This window comes from Streptomyces viridochromogenes DSM 40736 (assembly GCF_000158955.1).
In the GTDB taxonomy this organism is placed as follows: Bacteria; Actinomycetota; Actinomycetes; order Streptomycetales; family Streptomycetaceae; genus Streptomyces; species Streptomyces venetus.
The window spans coordinates 7,880,602-7,897,497 of the sequence record NZ_GG657757.1 but is presented as its reverse complement, the minus strand read 5'-3'; the positions used below and the strand labels follow the sequence as shown (position 1 = coordinate 7,897,497).

Below are 16,896 nucleotides of genomic sequence, written 5' to 3'. Positions count from 1 at the left end.
CGTACGAGGTTCAGGAGCTTGAGGCATGAGCGTGCAGCGGTATCCCCTGTCCGGGGTCACGGTGGTCAGCCTGGAGCAGGCCGTGGCCGCGCCCTACGCCACCCGGCAGCTCGCCGACCTCGGCGCCCGCGTGATCAAGGTGGAGCGGCCGGGCGGCGGGGACTTCGCCCGGCGTTACGACACGACCGTGTACGGCCACTCCAGCTATTTCGTGTGGCTCAACCGCTCCAAGGAGTCGCTCACGCTGGACCTGAAGGACCCGCGGGGCCGCGAAATCCTGCACGAACTCCTCGACGGCGCCGACGTCTTCGTGCAGAACCTCGCCCCGGGCGCCGCCGGCCGGCTCGGTCTGGACGCCGCCACCGTCACCGGCCGCCGCCCCGGTCTGATCCCGTGCACGATATCCGGCTGGGGCACCACCGGCCCCTGGGCCGACCGCAAGGCGTACGACCTGCTCGTGCAGTGCCAGACCGGGCTGGTGTCCCTGACGGGGACTCCGGAGGGGACCGCCCGGACCGGGATCTCCGTCGCCGACATCGCCGCCGGGATGTACGCCTACACCGGCGTCCTCACCGCCCTGTACACCCGTGCCGTCACCGGCGAGGCCCACCCGGTGGAGGTGTCCCTGTTCGAGGCGCTCGCGGAATGGATGAGCCAGCCCGCCTACTACACCCGGCACGGCGGCACCCAGCCGCCGCGCATCGGCACCCAGCACGCCACCATCGCGCCGTACGGGACGTACCCCGCCGCCGACGGCAAGGAGGTGCTGTTCTCCATCCAGAACGAGCGGGAGTGGGCGGCCCTGTGCACCGAGTTCCTCGGCCGGCCGGAGCTGGTCGACGACCCGCGTTTCGCCACCGGCTCCGACCGCGTCGCCCACCGCGAGGAGCTCAACACCGTCGTCGCCGCCCGCTTCGCCCGCTCCGGGTCCGACGAGATCCTCAAGGACCTGGAGGCCATCGGCATCGCCTGCGCCGGGGTCAACGACGTCGCCGCGTTCCTGGACCACCCGGTCCTGGCCGCCCGCGGCCGCTGGACCGAGGTCGCGGTGCCCGGCGCCACCGTGGAGGCGCTGCTCCCGCCGGCGGACCTGGCGGGGCTGCCCGCGCGCATGGATCCCGTGCCGGCGGTGGGAGAGCACACCGAGTCGATCCTCGGCGAGCTGGGCCGCACCGAGGACGAGGTGGCGGCGCTGCGCGCGGAGGGCGTCGTCTGAGCGCCCAGCGGGACTCGGCTGGTGTCCGACGTGGCTGATTTCCGCCACTCCTGCCGGGTGAACCATTGGTCAAAGCTGCACGTGGAGCGCCTCCAGGACGTCCCGGTCCGTCAGCTGTTCGAAGTTCTCGTACCACAGGCCCACGGCCACGAACGCGGCCGGCCGGTGCAGGCAGATCACCTCGTCGGCCTCGGTCCGCATCAGTGCGGCCGCCTCCGGGGAGCAGACCGGCGCGGCCAGCACCACCCTCCCGGGTTCCTGGCGGCGTACGTAGCGCAGCGCGGCCCGGGCCGTGGATCCGGTCGCCAGGCCGTCGTCCACCACGATCACCGTGTGTCCGCGCAGGTCGAGAGCGGGGCGGCCCTGCCGGTAGAGCTGTTCGCGGCGGCGCAGTTCCACACGCTCCCGTTCGATGACGGGGGCCAGGGCGGCCTCCCCGATGCCCAGGTGCCGCAGGGCGTCCTCGTCGAGGAGCGGCACCTCGTCCCCGGCCATCGCGCCGACGCCGAGCTCCTCCTGGAAGGGCGCCCCGATCTTTCGTACGACGAGCACGTCGAGCGGGGCGTCCAGCACCCGGGCGACCTCGCGCCCCACGGCGACCCCACCGCGCGGGAGGGCGAGGACGAGGGGATCGGGCAGGGCCCCCTCGTCCTGCCGGGTGCGCAGGACTTCGGCCAGTTGCCCGCCGGCCTGCCGGCGATCACGGAACTGCATGACGGTCACCTCCGCTTCCCGCACGCCGGCCGTCAGCCCGCCGCGGTCTTCAGCTGCTCGTCGCACCACTGCCGGGCCGCCTCGGTGACCTGGCCGAGTGCGCCCGGCTCTTCGAACAGGTGGGTGGCGCCGGGCACCACGAGGAGGCTGTGCGGGGTGTGCAACCGCCGCGCGGCCTCTTCGTTGAGGCGCAGTACGTGCTGGTCCCGGCCGCCCACGATCAGCAGCACCGGGGCCCGGACGGCGTCCAGGGCGGCGCCCGCGAGGTCGGGCCGACCGCCGCGCGAGACCACCGCCCGTACCCGGTCGGGGCGTTCGGCGGCGGCCACCAGGGCGGCGCCCGCGCCGGTGCTGGCGCCGAACAGGACGACGGGCAGGCCTCGGGTGCCGGGCGACCGTGCCAGCCAGTCGACGGCGGCCACCAGGCGGCGGCCCAGCAGGGGGATGTCGAAGCGGAGTTCGGCGGTGCGCAGGTCCAGCCGTTCCTCGTCCTCGGTGAGCAGGTCGATCAGCAGGGTGCCGAGCCCGGCGGTGCGCAGCCCGGCGGCGACCTCGCGGTTGCGGGGGCTGTGCCGGGAGCTGCCGCTGCCGTGTGCGAACAGCACGACCGCGCGAGCGGCCGGCGGCACGGTCAGATCGCCGGTGAGCGCGGCGCCGGCTGCCTGCACGGTGACGGTCCGGGAGTTCATCGCAGGCCTCCTCTCCCCCGGTTCCCTTCGTACCTCCGGTCCGCCTACCCACGCCACGGGAAGCGTCCCGCGACCTACCCGCCATGGCGCGATCCGTGGGGTGCGTGTCGTTGACGCCACGCCGCCGGCCGGAGGAGCGTGAGGGGGTGACATCGCGCCGCATCGTCTTCGTCGTCTTCGACGGGTTCCAGCCGCTCGACCTCACCGGTCCGCACGAGGTGTTCCACAGCGCGGGCGGGGACTACGCCTGTGAGGTCGTGGCGCCCCGGGCGGGCCCGGTCGGGTCGGTCAGCGGGCTGCTCGTGCACGCCGCACACGGCGTGGCGGACCTGGACCCGGCCGGGATCGACACCCTCGTGGTGGTCGGCGGCCGGGGCGTCGACCGGGCGTGCGGGGACAGCGCGCTGGTGTCCTGGATCGCCGCCGCGGCGGCCGGGGCCCGGCGGGTCGCCTCGGTGTGCAGCGGGGTGTTCCTGCTGGCGGCCGCGGGGGCTGCTGGACGGGCGGCGGGTCACCACGCACTGGGCGAGGGGGCAGCAGTTGGCCCGGGAGCATCCCGGGGTGCGGGTGGACTGCGACCCGATCTTCGTCCGGGACGGGCGGGTGTGGACGTCGGCCGGGGTGACGGCCGGCATGGATCTGGCGCTCGCCCTGGTGGAGGACGACCTGGGCCGGGACGTCGCGCACACGGTGGCCCGCCGGCTGGTGCTGTTCCTGCGCCGGCCGGGCGGCCAGTCGCAGTTCAGTCCGGCGCTGTGGTCGCGGCAGCCGGCGACGGACCCGGTGCGGGCCGCCGTCACCGCGATCCACGCCGACCCGGGTGCCCGGCACGACATCGCCGGCCTCGCCGCGCACGCCGGGCTGAGCCCGCGTCACCTCCAGCGCCGCTTCACGGCGGAACTGGGCGTGCCGCCGGCCGCGTACGTCGAGCGGGTGCGGGTCGAGGCGGCGCAGCGCGCCCTCACCGAGGGGGACGAACCGGTCGAGGCCATCGCCCGCCGCTGCGGCTTCGCCACAGCGGAGACCCTGCGCCGCACGTTCCACCGCCGGCTCGGGGTCGCGCCGTCGGAGTACCGCGCCAGGTTCCGCTCCACGGCGGAGCTGCCCGATGCGGCACCTCCCCCAGCAGCACATCACGCGGGAGCGGCACCTCCCACAGAGGAAGGAAACACCGCATGACCACGTACGGCCTGCTGGTCTTCGAGGACGCCGAGGAGCTCGACTTCGTCGGCCCCTGGGAGGTCTTCACCATGTCGTCCCGGCTCCGCGGCGGCGCGGACAGGGCCGTGCTCGTCGCCGAGCATCCCGGCCCGGTGCGCTGCAACAAGGGCCTGCGCGTGCTGCCCGACCACTCCCTCGACGACCATCCGCCCCTCGACGTGCTGCATGTGCCCGGCGGGCTGGGCGCGCGCGACACCCAGGTGCGCAACACCGTGGTCACCGACTGGATCGGCAGGACGGCGAAGCGTGCCGCGTGGGTGCACGGTGTGTGCACCGGCACGTTCCTGCTGCACGCGGCGGGGCCCGCCCGGGGACGCCGGGTGGCCACCCACTGGAGCCAGGAGGACGCCCTGGAGGCACGGGGCGATGTGACGGTGGTCCGGGACGTGCGCTACGTGGTCGACGGCGGTCTGATCACCAGCCAGGGTGTCTCGGCCGGGATCGACAGCGCGCTCTGGCTCGTCGGCCGGCTGCACGGCCGGGACCACGCGCGGGCCGTGCGGCGCCAGATCCAGTACGACCCGGCACCGCCGTACCTCGCGGACGAGCCCGTCTGACGGACCCGCCGGGGTCAGGCCCTGCATGGGTCGGCCAGCCTCGGGCACGTGATGTAGATGGGTGGTGACACGGGTGACGGCGGGCAGGGACGGCAGGCGGGCGATTGCGGACACCGAGCGGTGCCGCATCCGGGTGACATCCGGATCGAGGCGTGGGCGGCGTGCCGGGAGCACTGTCTGGCGGAGGCCGTCCTCGCGATGGTGGAGTGCTTCGCCGACGTCAGCGGGGTGCGTCCCACCGCCGTGGACCAGGTGTGGCTGGCCGAGGCCAGTGACGACGACCTGCTCGCCTCCCTGCTGGACGAGGTCATCTTCCGGCTGGAGGCGTACGGCCAGGTGCCCGTGGACGTCGAGGCGGATGAGGCCGACGGCGGACTCGACGTACGGCTGGCGGTGACCGGAGTGGCGGACGTGGCGATCACCGGGGCCGTCCCGACAGCGGTGGCGTGGGACGAGCTGCGGATCGGGCCGGATCCCTACGGCTGGTCGTGCGCCGTACGGGTGGACGCCTGATCCCGGCGGTCCCGGTGCGCCTACCGTGGAGGTGTGGGCGACGGCGTCGTGACGCTGTTCCTGTGCGGTGACGTGATGCTCGGGCGCGGTGTCGACCAGATCCTGGCGCACCCCGGTGACCCGGCACTGCGGGAGGCGTACATCGCGGACGCGCGGTCCTACGTCAGGCTGGCGGAGTCGATGCACGGCCCGGTGCCCGCGCCCGTCGGCCCCTCCTGGCCGTGGGGCGGGGCGCTGCGGGTGCTGGAGGAGGCCGCCCCGGACGCGCGGATCGTGAACCTGGAGACGGCGGTGACGTCCGGCGACACGTTCGCCCCGGACAAGGAGATCCACTACCGGATGCACCCGGCCAATCTGCCGGCCCTGGCGGTGGCGCGGCCCGACGTGACCGTCCTCGCCAACAACCATGTCCTGGACTTCGGCCGGTCGGGCCTGCTGGAGACGCTGGACGCGCTGGCCCGGGCGGGTCTGCGCACGCTGGGCGCCGGACGCGACGCCGACCGTGCGTTCGCCCCCGCCGTGGTCACTCTCTCCGGTGGGCGCCGGCTGCTGGTGCTCGCCCTCGGGGCACGCTCCAGCGGCATCCCGTCCGGCTGGGCGGCGACGGCGGAGCGGCCCGGTGTGGCGTATCTGCCCGACCTCTCGCGTGACGCGGCCGATGCCGTGGTGCGGCACCTCCGGCGGGCCGGGCGGGCCGGTGACCTGACCGTCGTCTCCGTGCACTGGGGTTCGAACTGGGGGTTCCACGTGCCCCGCGAGCAGGTCCGCTTCGCGCACGCCCTGGTGGACGGCGGTGTCGACGTCGTCCACGGGCACTCCTCGCACCACCCCCGCCCGCTGGAGGTGTACCGGGACCGGCTGATCCTTTACGGCTGCGGCGACTTCGTCGACGACTACGAGGGCATCTCCGGATACGAGGAGTACCGCGACGATCTGCGGCTCGCGTTCCTCGTGTCGCTCGCCGCCGACAGCGGCCGGCTGGCGGGGCTGCGCATGGTGCCGCTGCGGGCGCGGCGGCTGCGCCTGGAGCCCGCGTCCCGGGCGGACCGGGTGTGGCTGCGCACGACGCTCGACCGGATCAGTTGCGGGGCGGGGGTGACGCTGGAACCCGACGGTTCGCTGGCGCTGACGGGCGCTTGAGCGGCTGTGCGGCGTTCGCCCCGCCGCACCCGGCGGCCCGGGGTCAGCTCGCCCAGCCCAGCAGCCGCTCCCGGTTCTCCGGCTCCCGCAGCCGGGCGAGTGACGCCTTCTCCAGCTGCCGTACCCGCTCGCGGGTCAGGCCGACGCGGCGGGCGACCTCGTCGCGGGTGCGGGTGTGGCCGTCGTGGAGGCCGTAGCGCAGGCTGAGGATCATGGCTTCCCTGGGCCCCAGCGTGCCGACCGCCTCGCGGAGTTCCTCGGCGAGTGCCGTGTACTCGGCGACCTCCGGGGCCTGGAGCACCTCGGTGTCGGGGATCAGGTCGCCGACGACGGTCTCACCGGTGTCGTCGACGGGCGTGTCCAGGCTGACGGCCTGCCGGCCGACCCGGCGCAGCCAGTCGATCCGGTCCTCGGCGAGGCCGCTCTCCCGGGCCACCTCCGCGACGCTCGGTTCGCGTCCCAGGTCGAGTTGCAGACGCCGTTCGACCTTGGCGATCTTCTGGAGCTGCTCCACGACCTGCATCGGCAGCCGTACGGTGCGCGCGTGCGCGGCCAGGCCCCGCTCGATCGACTGACGGATCCACCAGGTCGCGTACGTGGAGAACTTGAAGCCCTTGGTGTGGTCGAACTTCTCCACGGCCCTGATCAGCCCCAGGTTGCCCTCCTGGATGACGTCCAGCAGGGGCAGCCCGCGGTGGGCGTGCCGTCTGGCCATCGAGACCACGAGCCGGAGGTTGGCCCTGACCATGTGGTCCTTGGCCCTCTGCCCGTCGCGGGCGGTCTCCTCCAGTTCACCGCGCCGGCCGGGCGCGAGCCCGTCGTCATCGGCGTCGGACCGGTCCAGCTCTTCCAGCGCCCGCACGCCGGCCTCCATCCGCCGGGCCAGCCGCACCTCGTCCTCCGCGGTGAGCAGCGGCGTCGCCCCGATCTGCGCGAGGTACTGCCCGAGCAGGTCGGGCTCCTCGTCGGGCTCGGGGATGCGGCTGCGCAGCCGTGCGGTGCGACCGGGGGCGCGGCGGTCCTCCCGGGCCCGTGCCGCGGAGCCCTCTGCCAGGGGAGACACGTCGGGTTCCTCCCTCCCCCACCTTCTTTTCCGGCTAGCTCCGGAGGGTTTCCGGGTACCCGAGGCGGTCGGGCCCGAACCGCATGTCCGAGTGCGGTGAGGGTACTCCGGGCCGTATGACCGGCATCGACCTGCGCAGCAACGCGTTCAACGACCACTCCTTCATCGCGCGCCGGTACTCGTACGAGGGACCGAACATCTCTCCGCCGCTGACCTGGAGCGGCGTACCGGACGACGCGACCGAACTGGTGCTGCTCTGCGAGGACCCCGACGCCCCGTCGGGCACCTTCGCACACTGGGTCGTGGTCGGCATCGACCCGCACAGCGACGGCGTCGAGGCCGGGCACTGCCCTCCGGGCGGCACGGAACTCGTCAACAGCTACGGGCAGCACGGCTGGGGCGGGCCGCATCCCCCGCCCGGGGACGACGCGCACCACTACTTCTTCCGGCTCTACGCCCTGTCCGAACCGTGCGTCCTGCCCGACGCACCCGCCGCGAAGCAGGTGCACGAGGAGGTCGAGAAGCGCCGCCTCGCGGACGGGACGCTGGTGGGGCTGTACCAGCGCTGAGGCGGCTCTTCGGCGGCTTGACACCGCGGGTCGCGGGCGTCCACACAGGCCGGTAGGGCTCACGCGTACCGGACGCCGCCGCGGTGGGACCCGTCCGTGTCGTCGTGGCACAACGGGCGGTTGTGCCACGGGTGACGGACGGTTGTTTGCCCGGTCGGGCGGTCCTCGCTTGGATGGCTCACGGTCAACACCGGGTTGTCCGCGAGAGCTGGGAGTGTGCGCCGGGCATGGCGGGCGAAGGGCCGTTGGGGCGGCGGTTCGGGTGGCTGTGGGGCGCGTACGCGGTCAGCACGGCGGGCACGTGGCTCGCGTTCGACGCGTTCGCGCTGATCGCGGTGCTGGTGCTGGACGCCGGGCCGGCCCAGGTGTCGCTGCTGGCGGCGGCCGGTCCGGCGGTCGGCGCGGTGGTGTCGGTGCCGCTCGGGCCGTGGGTGGAGGGCCGCCGCGAACGACCCGTGATGATCGCGGCGGACCTGCTCCGGTGCGTGGCGCTGCTGAGCGTCCCGGCGGCCTTCGCGCTCGGCCGGCTGAGCTTCGGTCAGCTGCTGCTGGTGTCGGTGGCGGTCGCGGCCGCCGACATCACCTTCAACGCCGCGGCCGGGGCGTTCCTGAAGGAACTGGTGCCGGGGCCGGAACTGCTCGTCGCGAACGGACGGTTCGAGGCGACGAACTGGACGGCCAGCATGGTCGGGCCGCCTCTGGGCGGGGCGGCGATCGGGCTGTTCGGCCCGGTGACCACTGTGGTGGCCGACGCGGTGAGCTATCTGCTCTCGGCGCTCGGGATCCGGGCGATCGGTGGCGACGACAAGCGTCCTGGGCGGCCCGTTCCCACGGGGGTCCGGCCCCGGGCGGGCGACCTGCTCGACGGATGGCGGTTCATCCTCGCCGATCCGGGGCTGCGCCCCTTGTTCTTCAACACGGTCCTGAACAACGCCCTGATCATGGCGGCCTCACCGCCCCTCCTGGTGCTGATGGTCGATCATCTGCGCTTCGAGCCCTGGGAGTACGCGCTCGCCTTCGCGGTCCCCTGCACCGGCGGCCTGCTCGGCTCACGTCTGGCACCGGGGCTCGTCGCCCGCTTCGGGCGGCACCGCGTCCTGCTCACCACGGGGGTGCTGCGGGCGTGCTGGTCGCTGGGGTTGGCCTTCGTCGGCCCCGGCACGGCCGGGCTGGTGCTGGTCATGGCCGTCGAGTTCGGGCTGATCGCCTGTTGCGGCGTGTTCAACCCGGTGTTCGCCACGTACCGGCTGGAGCGGACTCCCGCGGACCGGGTCACCCGCACCCTGGCGGCCTGGTCGGCCACCGGCAAGGCCACCACCGCGGCCGTGACCGCCCTGTGGGGGCTGCTGGCGAGTACGACCGGCCCTCGTACGGCCATCGCGCTCGCCGGTGCCCTGCTCCTCGCCACTCCGCTCCTGCTCCCCCACCGGGAGCACACCCCGGTCACCGGCTCCGAGCAGGCTCCCTTGCCGCTCACGGCGGACGGCAGCTGAACCGGGCGTCACGGCCGGGGGCATCCGCCCCGGCCGTGACGGCCCCTCACCCCCGCCCCCCGCTCAGCTGTCGCGCGGCCCGGGCATCTCCCGCCGGGCCGCCGCGAACAGGTCCGGGTAGGAGCCGCCGTAGGTCGTCGCTGCGGCGAACAGCGCGTCGAGGGCCGCCCGCAGCGGGTCCGGCTCCACCGCGGCCCGCAGGGCGGTCAGGGCCTTGGCCTGCTGGGCGAAGTCCACGCGCGGCCCGCCGGTGCGGAGCCAGTCTCCTGCGCGGCCGGGCTCGTCGAACGGCCGAGGCAGGGCCTCTCCCCGCTCCACCGACTCCAGGGCCGTCACGATCCGGTCGACGCCGGTCAGCCCGGCCTTCGCCACGGCCTGCCGCGCGGCCCAGCGGGCCATGCTCCGCTGGACCTCGGGGCCCGCCGCGTCCACCGCGTCGACAAGATCCCGGTCCAGCTCCACGAGTTCCAGGGCGTCGCCGCCGACCCGGCGCAGGCTCGGGCTGGGCGGCCGGCCGCCCCAGAGCAGGGCCTCGGCCTCCTCCCGTGCCGCCCGTGCCACGCTCTCCTGCGCCTCGCGGCGACGGCTCTCCGCCTCGGCCTCCTCCTGCGGTGAGGGAGGCGGCGGCAGACTGCGGGCGTGCCGGTGCCAGTACTCGGCGGTGCGTGACGTCTGCCTGACCACCCGGTCCGGGCCCGGCGGGGCCGGCCAGAACTGCAGCAGGTAGTGGTCGACGGGGTCGCCGCCCTCAAGGACGGAGAGCTCCTCGTCCTGCGCCCGGTCCAGGTCGCGTCCGCAGTAGCGCACGCGGTGGTCGGCCTCGGCCAGACCGAACTCGCACAGGGGCGCGTCCGCCCACGGCCGAATGATCACGGTGGTGGAAGAGGGCCGGAAGGAGACCTCGACGACCTCCTCCCACTGCTCGTCCGGCGGCGGCTCCCCGGTGTGGACCTCGACGGTCAGGTGGACGCGCCCTGTGTGCAGACCGGTGGTCAGAAAGAGGTGGCCGGGGATCGCGGCCCCGCACAGTCCGTTGAGCTGCCCGGCACGGGGGTGCGCCTCCCCGTCGCCCGGACCGCCGGCACTGCTCTCCACGTAGAACTGGCTGTAGTGCACGTGGAGTTCGCCGTGGTACACGGTCCGCATGCCCGAGCCGAGGGTCTGATCCGTCATGACGACGATGCTGCCAGCCACCACTGACAACGGCCTTCGACCGGGCCGCTGTTCGGCCGGGCGGCGGTTTCGGCCGGGGCCGGGGGCGGTGTCGCCCCCGGCCCCGGGTCGGCTCAGACGGCTCCGGGCACGTCCTCCGTGACTCCGTTCATCGGGGACGCGGGATCGGTGCCGTACGCGCGGGTGATGATCTCCAGGCCGTGGCCTGCCGGGTCGAGGAAGTAGACGCCTCGGCCACCGTCGTTGCGGTTGATCCGGCGCGGGTGGTTGCCGTGCGGATCGGCCTGGATGGGGATGCGGGCCGCGACGAGACGGTCGAGGGCCTCGTCGAACTCGTCCTCGGAGACGAGGAAGGCGTAGTGCTGCATCGGGATGTCGGCGTCGATGGTGAGGAAGTCCAGCGTGACACCGTTGGCGGTCGTCACCGGCAGGAAGACTCCGGCCGGGTCCCCGACCTTCAGCCCCAGGATCTCCGCGAGGAAGTGCGCGGACTTCTCCCGGTCGCGGGAGAGAACGATGGTGTGGTTGAACTCGACTGACACGGTTGAATGCCTCCACGGGCATCTCCGCGGCGCCTCCATGCCTCACCCGGCCGGTGACCGGCACGCGATGCCGCGCGGTGGATCGTAGAGGCGGGGGATCGTGGCCGTCGAGCGATTTTCGGCCGTGTCGCGGCGGGCGGGCCCCGACGGGCTTCCGCGCGCCCGGACCCGTAATTCGCTTGCCCTTGCCATGGGTTGACGCTGCACTGTGGCCCCGGACCACGCGTCGTGGTGCGGTTTACCGAGGAGGCAGCAGCCGCGATGGAGATCCGTTCCACGACCGACAAGGATCTCGACGTCTTCGTCGACACAGTCCATGCCGCGTTCGGGCACGTCCCGGAGACCCCGGTCGAGGGCGGCGGGCTCTGGTGGTCCGCGCTGGAAACGGACCGCTGCCTGCTCGCCCTGACGGCGGACGGACGGCCCGTCGGCACCGCCGCCACACACTCCTTCGAGCTCACCCTGCCCGGTGAGGCCCTCGTCCCGGCCGCCGGGGTGACCGCCGTCGGCGTCCTGCCCTCGCACCGGCGCCAGGGCGTGCTCAGCGCGATGATGCGGCATCAACTCACCGAGCTGCGGGCCGGCGGGGAGTTCCTTTCCGTGCTGCTGGCCTCCGAGGCCCCGATCTACGGCAGGTTCGGCTACGGTCCGGCGACCTACACGGCGCAGCTGACGGTGCCGCGCCACAAGGCCGCCCTCGCCGCTCCCCGGGCGCGCGGAACAGTCGACGCACCGGCGGCCGGCTCGGACGACGGCTCGGTCGAGGTCCTGCGTCGGGCCGAGTGCGGCGAGATCCTGGAGGAGGTCTACGACCGGTATCGCCGCGCCCAGCCCGGCGCGCTGTCCCGGCCCCACCGCTGGTGGGCCTTGCGCGCGGGGCAGCCCCCGATCTCTCCGGCGCCGCGCTACATCGCTGTCCACCGGGACCCCGACGGCGTCCCGGACGGGTACGCCAGCTACTCGATCGAGTCCGGCACCCTGACGGTCGACGAGACCATCGCCACCGACGACGCCGTCTTCACGGCCCTGGCCCGGTTCGCACTCGGACACGACCTGGTCTCTCAGGTCGTGTTCAAGCACGTCCCGTCCGACCACCCGCTGCGCTGGCGCTTCGCGGACTTCCGCGCCGGCGAGGTGAGCGGGGACATGGACTGGCTCTACGTGCGGCTGCTGGACGTCCCGCGTGCGCTGACCGCGCGTGGCTGGTTCATGGACGGCGAACTCGTCCTCGACGTCGACGACCCGTTCCTGGGCGAACACGGCCGCTACCTGCTGACCGTCCGGGACGGCAAGGCCGACTGCGTCCCGACGGACCGCAAGCCCGACCTCTCCCTGGACATCAGCGACCTGGGCTCCGTCTACCTCGGCGGCACCGCCCCGAGCACGCTCGTGCGCGCCGGACACATCCGGGCCCACCACCCAGGCGCAGCCACCCTCGCCGACACGCTCTTCCGCACCGACCGCCCCCCGCACTGCCTGCACTGGTTCTGACCAGAGGGACGGCTGGATCTCCGCCGCCCTCCCGTCTGCGCGAGGAGGGGGCGGGGGTTTTCAGGCGTGGAGGTACTGCACAGTGCTCTTCTCGCAGTGCGGTCGGAGCAGGGTCCGCAGGTCGTCGGCCGCGGTCCTGAGCAGGTGCCCGTCGCGACTGGCGGCGACCGTCTCCAGGAGGAAGGCGACGCGGGTGGAGTCTTCGGTGACGCGGGTGCGATGGGCGTCGCGGTGGTTCCAGTGCCGGGTGAGCACGTCGGTGGTGTCGATGTAGATGATCTCGCCGGGCTTGGGGTTCTCGACGGTGCCGGTCTCGCCGAGCGGGGTGAACGTCTCGCTGCCGTCGGCGTGGCGGATCTCGATGTCCCCGGTGACGTGGTCGAGGTCGAAGGCGCCGGCGGGCAGGCCGTGGCGGACGGAGACGGCGTTGTAGGAGTCGACGGCCGGGTTGATCCGGGGCAGGGTGCCCTTCTTGGCGAGGCGCCGGCCCAAGGCGTCGACGCTGGGCCGGATGCGGCGCGGATTGGTGCCGAAGGAACGGTAGGCGGCGTGCCACGCCTCGATGCGCGGGTCGCTCTCGTCGGCCGGCTGCCAGCCGCCGTCGGCGAGTCGCGCCTCCAGTTCGTCCAGGGCGGCGATGGTGGCGGGCCAGGTCTCGTGGCCACGCAGCCCGGTGCCGGTGACGACGGCGATGAGGGTGTCCGGGAAGGCGTCGGCGACGGCGGGGCTGATACGGAAGATGGTCATCAGAGGTTCCGTTCCGGGAGTGCGGCGGGGGGCCAGGGGGCGGGGTCAGGCGGGGGCGAGGAGGCTGACGGCGACGGCGGCGAGGTCGCCGCTGCGGGCGGCGAGCAGGACCGAGACCGCCGAGGACGTCGGCGCATCCATAGGCCGAGGAGCTGCCCAGGGCCGGCAGCAGAGCGATCACGGGTCCGTCCCTTACCATCAGTGGAACGACCACACCGTACAACGCACCGACCGGCCGTCGTCAACCGAACGACCGCACGGTGCAGTGCACTGACCCACTGCCTGAAGGGACAAGCGATGGCCGAGGCCGAGACGGCACTGCGCACGCTCGCACACAACGTCCGCGCGGCCCGCACCCGCGCCGGGCTGTCCCTGGACGAACTCGGCCGCCGTGCCAAGGTCAGCAAGGGCGCCCTGGTCGGACTGGAGAAGGCCCAGGGCAACCCGAACTTCGCGACCCTGGTCCGCCTCGCCGACACCCTCGGCGTCTCCGTCTCCGCCCTGCTGGAAGGCCGCCCCGAAGAACGCGTCCGAGTGGTGAGCGCCGACGCCGTCATGCCTCTGTGGAAGGGTGAGCGCGGCAGCGAGGCCCGGCTCATGCTGACCACCGGCGGCCCGGCGGCCACCGAGGTCTGGCGCTGGACGCTGGAGCCCGGCGAGGAGTATCCGAGCCACCCCCACCAGGCCGGCGTGACCGAGACCGTCAGCGTCACAGCCGGACGGATGGTGCTCGTGGTCGACGGCGCCGAGTACCCGGTCGAGGCGGGGCAGACAGCCACGTTCGACGGCGACGCCGCCCACACCTACCGCGGCTCGGGAAACGGAACCTGCCACCTGATCATGACCGTCCACCTGCCGCCCGGCCCCGCCTAGAAGGCCCCCGTCCAGGACGACCCTGACAATTGTCAGGGACCGCGTCGTCCCAGGTCTCCCTACAGTTCTGAGCGTCGGCACATCATCAGGGGGATCTCGACATGACCACGCGCATCTTCGCCAAGGCGCTCGTCGGCGCCGGGGCGCTCGCCCTACTCGGCCCGCTCGGCCCGCTCACCGCCGGGACCGCCGCCGCGTCCTCGGCGGCCGAGGACGGCACCGCCCGCGTCATGGCCGCACCGTACGCGGTCGTGCCCTACGAGACCGTCAACGTCCGCTCCGGACCGGCCCGTTCGTACGACAAGGTCGGTTCCGTGACGGCCGGCCAGCCGCGCGGCGCCTACTGCTGGACCCGCGGCGAGACCATCAGCGACCACGGATACACCAACAACGTGTGGGTGAAGCTCGTCGAGGGCTACGTCAGCGCCGTCTACCTCAAGGGCAACGAGTACGGCGACCTGCCCGCCTCGGCGACCTGCTGACCGTGGCTCGACCGCAACCCACCACACCATCACCGTCGTCCTACGGGGGAACACACGTGAAGCGACTGATCAGCCGTACCGCCATGGGCCTCGCCGTGGCCGCGCTCGCCGTCGGCGGCCTCGCCACCACCGCCCAGGCCGCTCCGGCCGCCGCCAACAGCGGCGACCCGGCCCTGACCGACGTCTACGTCTGGGCCACCAACGTCAACCTGCGCCAGCAGCCCACCACCGACTCCCCTCGCCTCGCGGTCCGTTCGCAGTGGTGGGCGGACGCCGTGTGCCAGACGCAGGGCCAGACCGTGCGCGACCCCGCCGTCGGCACCAACAACTGGTGGACCGCGGTGCAGGAGTTCGCCGGAAGCGACATCGCCTGGGTGAACAACCTCTACATCCGGGGCGGCGTGAAGATCGCCGGAGTCCCGGACTGCTGACGCACCGTCCTCTCCACACGCCCACACACCCGCGGCGGGTCACCGGTCTCCCGGTGGCCCGCCGCGGCTCGTGACGGTCAGGCGCGCGCCTCCGCTGCCGCTCAGTACCAGCCGGTCGCGACCACAGGTCGTTGCCCATCTGCGACGCGGCCCACGCCGTTGTCGGAACGCTGGAGCACCGCGGCGCAGTTGGCCCGAGCCGGGACTCGCGGGCCTCAGCCGAGGCAGATGACGAGCAGGCAGAGCTCCTTCGGGTCCGAGGGGGACGTCGCGGACGAATCGGGGCTCGTCGCGGGCGGGGGTGTCGCGGGCGACGCCGGCTGCCCGGCGTCCGCGCCGTTGTCGGCGGCGGGCGGTGTCGTCTGCTCGGTCCCCTTCGACGTGGACTTGCCGACGGTGCCGGTGGCCGTGTCGACGGTGCTCGGGACGGTGGACCGCGGCGATGTCGTCCTCGGCAGCTCACGGGGCGTGGCCGCCGCGTCCGTGCGCGGGTCGGACGGTGTGGTGCGGGGAGCGGCGTCCCGGGGCTGCTCGCGGTGCGAGGCGCGGTCGGCGTGCGGCGGGGTGGTGGGCGTGGGCGAGGAGCGCGGGGTGTCCTGCCGGCTCGACGTCGGTTCGGTGTACGTCGGCGCCTCCCCGCCGGTGCCGCCCATGGTCGTGTCCTCCGGCGCCGTGGCCGCCCGCACGCCGTGCGTGGAGTCGCCCTTCATGGCGGCGACGGTCAGACCGCCTCCGACGAGCGCGACGGCGGTCGCCACCACGGCCCGGCGCTGGTTCTTCTTCCAGCGGGCCATCTGCCGGCGCCGCGCGGCGCGTCCCTGCTGCGGGGCCTCGTAGCCGGCGGTCGCCGACGCGGCGGTGTCCGCGGCCCCGTGGCCGTCCGACGGGCCCGCGTCCGGCACCCGGGGACCGGCGGACGACCCGGTGTAGGCGAGAGGGAGCTCCCGCGTGCCGGCGCGGGTCTCCTCCCAGACGCTCCGGTCGTCCCACGCGTTCTCGTCACGCCAGGCGCCCGGGGCGACAGGGCCGCTACGGCCGTCGGAGGCGGCCGGGTCGATGTCCGGGGCGTAGGCGCCGCACCCCGGGCAGACCAAGGCGCCGTTGAGGTGCCGACGGCACGAGGAGCAGTAGTCCATGTCTGGTCTTCCCGATCTGGCCGTGCCGGCGGCTCGCCGGCCGCGGCCTGGTCACTTTCGCACGTGGGATCGAGCCGTAACGCTAACGAGACTTTGAAAGGGGGATGTGCAGTCGGTGTGACACCCCTGAGCAGATCCTCTGGATCTCGCGTGTGCCTCAAGTGACCCGTGAGTAAAAGCGATGCCGTCTGGGCATCCTCGCGCGCCGCCACGGACGGTCCCCGACCGTCCGGAGGATCGCCCGGGCTCCGTCAACTCCCCCGATTTTCCTGCGAAATGACGCACAACCCTTTGGACCGTCCGCGGGTCACACCATGCAGGAGCAACCACCTCGAAGAGCTGCAAGGGGGAAATATGCGATTCACCCGTTCCGTTCTGGCCGCGTCCGCCGTGGCCGCCCTGTCGGTGGGAACCATGACCGCCATGGCGTCGCCCGCGTCGGCCGCGCCGAACACCACTGCGCAGAAGGTCTGCGGAAGCGCGTACAAGACCGTGAACTCGGCGGCCGTCGGCACGCAGGGCACCGTGTACCTGACGTACAACGCCTCCAACGGCAAGAACTGCGTCGCGACCATCCGCAACAACCCGGGCACCGCTCGGCAGATGTCCGCGTGGATCTACGTCCCCGACACCGAGCTGGGGGACTCGGACGAAGGCACGTACACGTCGTACGCCGGACCGACCTACGTCTACGGCAAGGGCCACTGCGTGGACTGGGGCGGCAGCATCGACAACGTGTACGTGCAGGTGTACGGCTCCAACTGTGCCTCCCTGAAGGAGAAGCGGGTCACGTTCACCCGCTGACGCACCCCTGAACCACCCTGGAACACCCCCTGCCGGGCCGTC

Annotated in this window: 18 protein-coding genes and 1 pseudogene; 12 read left to right on the top strand and 7 right to left on the bottom strand. The window is 73.3% G+C overall.

Features of this window, described 5'->3' with window-relative positions:
* Positions 1–25 precede the first annotated feature (25 nt).
* The gene (locus SSQG_RS34575) at positions 26–1,216 is read left to right on the top strand and encodes a CaiB/BaiF CoA transferase family protein (RefSeq protein ID WP_003994633.1); all 1,191 of its coding nucleotides are present in this window, start codon (positions 26–28) and stop codon (positions 1,214–1,216) included.
* 69 nt (positions 1,217–1,285) lie between these two features.
* On the opposite strand, the gene SSQG_RS34570 is transcribed toward SSQG_RS34575, so the two are convergent.
* Both SSQG_RS34570 and SSQG_RS34565 read right to left on the bottom strand, forming a co-directional pair.
* The gene (locus SSQG_RS34570; RefSeq protein WP_039935638.1) at positions 1,286–1,930 is read right to left on the bottom strand and encodes a phosphoribosyltransferase; all 645 of its coding nucleotides are present in this window, start codon (positions 1,928–1,930) and stop codon (positions 1,286–1,288) included.
* A 32-nt stretch (positions 1,931–1,962) separates the two neighbouring features.
* The gene (locus tag SSQG_RS34565) at positions 1,963–2,619 is read right to left on the bottom strand and encodes a dienelactone hydrolase family protein (RefSeq protein WP_039934250.1); all 657 of its coding nucleotides are present in this window, start codon (positions 2,617–2,619) and stop codon (positions 1,963–1,965) included.
* A 146-nt stretch (positions 2,620–2,765) separates the two neighbouring features.
* Between SSQG_RS34565 and SSQG_RS34560 the strand changes: the two are divergent.
* The 4 genes and pseudogenes from SSQG_RS34560 to SSQG_RS34545 all read left to right on the top strand — a co-directional run bounded on the left by SSQG_RS34560 (position 2,766) and on the right by SSQG_RS34545 (position 6,050).
* Positions 2,766–3,798 (top strand): annotated as a pseudogene (locus SSQG_RS34560) (GlxA family transcriptional regulator).
* Positions 3,795–4,397: a DJ-1/PfpI family protein gene (locus SSQG_RS34555; protein ID WP_003994629.1), complete on the top strand. Its 603-nt coding sequence runs from the start codon at positions 3,795–3,797 to the stop codon at positions 4,395–4,397. The pseudogene SSQG_RS34560 and the gene SSQG_RS34555 overlap by 4 nt, the downstream one beginning before the upstream one ends.
* A 57-nt stretch (positions 4,398–4,454) precedes the next feature.
* Positions 4,455–4,910, top strand: coding sequence for an archease (locus SSQG_RS34550; protein ID WP_003994628.1), 456 nt, complete (start codon positions 4,455–4,457; stop codon positions 4,908–4,910).
* A gap of 33 nt (positions 4,911–4,943) precedes the next feature.
* A complete protein-coding gene (locus SSQG_RS34545; protein WP_003994627.1) occupies positions 4,944–6,050 on the top strand; it encodes a CapA family protein in 1,107 nt (368 codons plus the stop codon).
* Between the two features lie 43 nt (positions 6,051–6,093).
* Here SSQG_RS34545 and SSQG_RS34540 read toward each other — a convergent pair whose 3' ends face one another.
* Positions 6,094–7,113: a sigma-70 family RNA polymerase sigma factor gene (locus SSQG_RS34540; protein WP_003994626.1), complete on the bottom strand. Its 1,020-nt coding sequence runs from the start codon at positions 7,111–7,113 to the stop codon at positions 6,094–6,096.
* Positions 7,114–7,229: 116 nt separating this feature from the next.
* Between SSQG_RS34540 and SSQG_RS34535 the strand changes: the two genes are divergently transcribed.
* The gene (locus SSQG_RS34535) at positions 7,230–7,682 is read left to right on the top strand and encodes a YbhB/YbcL family Raf kinase inhibitor-like protein (protein WP_039934248.1); all 453 of its coding nucleotides are present in this window, start codon (positions 7,230–7,232) and stop codon (positions 7,680–7,682) included.
* A 227-nt stretch (positions 7,683–7,909) separates the two neighbouring features.
* Complete coding sequence (locus tag SSQG_RS34530; RefSeq protein WP_003994623.1) at positions 7,910–9,175, top strand: MFS transporter; 1,266 nt, start codon at positions 7,910–7,912, stop codon at positions 9,173–9,175.
* Positions 9,176–9,238: 63 nt separating this feature from the next.
* Here SSQG_RS34530 and SSQG_RS34525 read toward each other — a convergent pair whose 3' ends face one another.
* On the bottom strand, positions 9,239–10,348 hold the full coding sequence (locus SSQG_RS34525; RefSeq protein ID WP_244299351.1) for a hypothetical protein: 1,110 nt from the start codon (positions 10,346–10,348) through the stop codon (positions 9,239–9,241).
* Between the two features lie 113 nt (positions 10,349–10,461).
* On the bottom strand, positions 10,462–10,890 hold the full coding sequence (locus SSQG_RS34520) for a VOC family protein (protein WP_003994621.1): 429 nt from the start codon (positions 10,888–10,890) through the stop codon (positions 10,462–10,464).
* A gap of 261 nt (positions 10,891–11,151) precedes the next feature.
* Between SSQG_RS34520 and SSQG_RS34515 the strand changes: the two genes are divergently transcribed.
* Positions 11,152–12,381 carry a GNAT family N-acetyltransferase gene (locus tag SSQG_RS34515; protein ID WP_003994620.1) on the top strand — a complete coding sequence of 410 codons (1,230 nt, stop codon included), beginning with the start codon at positions 11,152–11,154 and terminating at the stop codon, positions 12,379–12,381.
* Between the two features lie 60 nt (positions 12,382–12,441).
* On the opposite strand, the gene SSQG_RS34510 is transcribed toward SSQG_RS34515, so the two are convergent.
* Positions 12,442–13,128, bottom strand: coding sequence for a B3/B4 domain-containing protein (locus SSQG_RS34510; RefSeq protein WP_003994619.1), 687 nt, complete (start codon positions 13,126–13,128; stop codon positions 12,442–12,444).
* A gap of 297 nt (positions 13,129–13,425) precedes the next feature.
* Between SSQG_RS34510 and SSQG_RS34505 the strand changes: the two genes are divergently transcribed.
* The 3 genes from SSQG_RS34505 (at position 13,426) to SSQG_RS34495 (ending at position 14,914) form a co-directional block, all read left to right on the top strand.
* Complete coding sequence (locus SSQG_RS34505) at positions 13,426–14,001, top strand: helix-turn-helix domain-containing protein (RefSeq protein WP_039934247.1); 576 nt, start codon at positions 13,426–13,428, stop codon at positions 13,999–14,001.
* A 101-nt stretch (positions 14,002–14,102) separates the two neighbouring features.
* A complete protein-coding gene (locus SSQG_RS34500) occupies positions 14,103–14,483 on the top strand; it encodes an SH3 domain-containing protein (protein ID WP_003994617.1) in 381 nt (126 codons plus the stop codon).
* Between the two features lie 56 nt (positions 14,484–14,539).
* Positions 14,540–14,914 (top strand): peptidase M23, encoded by a 375-nt coding sequence (locus SSQG_RS34495; protein ID WP_244299348.1) that lies wholly within the window; start codon positions 14,540–14,542, stop codon positions 14,912–14,914.
* A 215-nt stretch (positions 14,915–15,129) separates the two neighbouring features.
* On the opposite strand, the gene SSQG_RS41590 is transcribed toward SSQG_RS34495, so the two are convergent.
* Positions 15,130–16,050 carry an SCO2400 family protein gene (locus SSQG_RS41590; protein ID WP_003994615.1) on the bottom strand — a complete coding sequence of 307 codons (921 nt, stop codon included), beginning with the start codon at positions 16,048–16,050 and terminating at the stop codon, positions 15,130–15,132.
* Positions 16,051–16,404: 354 nt separating this feature from the next.
* Between SSQG_RS41590 and SSQG_RS34485 the strand changes: the two genes are divergently transcribed.
* Positions 16,405–16,854, top strand: a complete 450-nt coding sequence (locus tag SSQG_RS34485; RefSeq protein WP_039934246.1) for a hypothetical protein — start codon at positions 16,405–16,407, stop codon at positions 16,852–16,854.
* Positions 16,855–16,896 lie beyond the last annotated feature (42 nt).

Excerpts from the sequence above, each read along its gene's own strand:
- SSQG_RS34575 (WP_003994633.1), top strand. The coding sequence starts at position 26 with ATGAGCGTGCAGCGGTATCCCCTGTCCGGGGTCACGGTGGTCAGCCTG.
- SSQG_RS34570 (WP_039935638.1), bottom strand. The coding sequence starts at position 1,930 with ATGCAGTTCCGTGATCGCCGGCAGGCCGGCGGGCAACTGGCCGAAGTC.
- SSQG_RS34565 (WP_039934250.1), bottom strand. The coding sequence starts at position 2,619 with ATGAACTCCCGGACCGTCACCGTGCAGGCAGCCGGCGCCGCGCTCACC.
- SSQG_RS34555 (WP_003994629.1), top strand. The coding sequence starts at position 3,795 with ATGACCACGTACGGCCTGCTGGTCTTCGAGGACGCCGAGGAGCTCGAC.
- SSQG_RS34550 (WP_003994628.1), top strand. The coding sequence starts at position 4,455 with ATGGGTGGTGACACGGGTGACGGCGGGCAGGGACGGCAGGCGGGCGAT.
- SSQG_RS34535 (WP_039934248.1), top strand. The coding sequence starts at position 7,230 with ATGACCGGCATCGACCTGCGCAGCAACGCGTTCAACGACCACTCCTTC.
- SSQG_RS34530 (WP_003994623.1), top strand. The coding sequence starts at position 7,910 with ATGGCGGGCGAAGGGCCGTTGGGGCGGCGGTTCGGGTGGCTGTGGGGC.
- SSQG_RS34525 (WP_244299351.1), bottom strand. The coding sequence starts at position 10,348 with ATGACGGATCAGACCCTCGGCTCGGGCATGCGGACCGTGTACCACGGC.
- SSQG_RS34515 (WP_003994620.1), top strand. The coding sequence starts at position 11,152 with ATGGAGATCCGTTCCACGACCGACAAGGATCTCGACGTCTTCGTCGAC.
- SSQG_RS34510 (WP_003994619.1), bottom strand. The coding sequence starts at position 13,128 with ATGACCATCTTCCGTATCAGCCCCGCCGTCGCCGACGCCTTCCCGGAC.
- SSQG_RS34505 (WP_039934247.1), top strand. The coding sequence starts at position 13,426 with ATGGCCGAGGCCGAGACGGCACTGCGCACGCTCGCACACAACGTCCGC.
- SSQG_RS34500 (WP_003994617.1), top strand. The coding sequence starts at position 14,103 with ATGACCACGCGCATCTTCGCCAAGGCGCTCGTCGGCGCCGGGGCGCTC.
- SSQG_RS41590 (WP_003994615.1), bottom strand. The coding sequence starts at position 16,050 with ATGGACTACTGCTCCTCGTGCCGTCGGCACCTCAACGGCGCCTTGGTC.
- SSQG_RS34485 (WP_039934246.1), top strand. The coding sequence starts at position 16,405 with ATGCGATTCACCCGTTCCGTTCTGGCCGCGTCCGCCGTGGCCGCCCTG.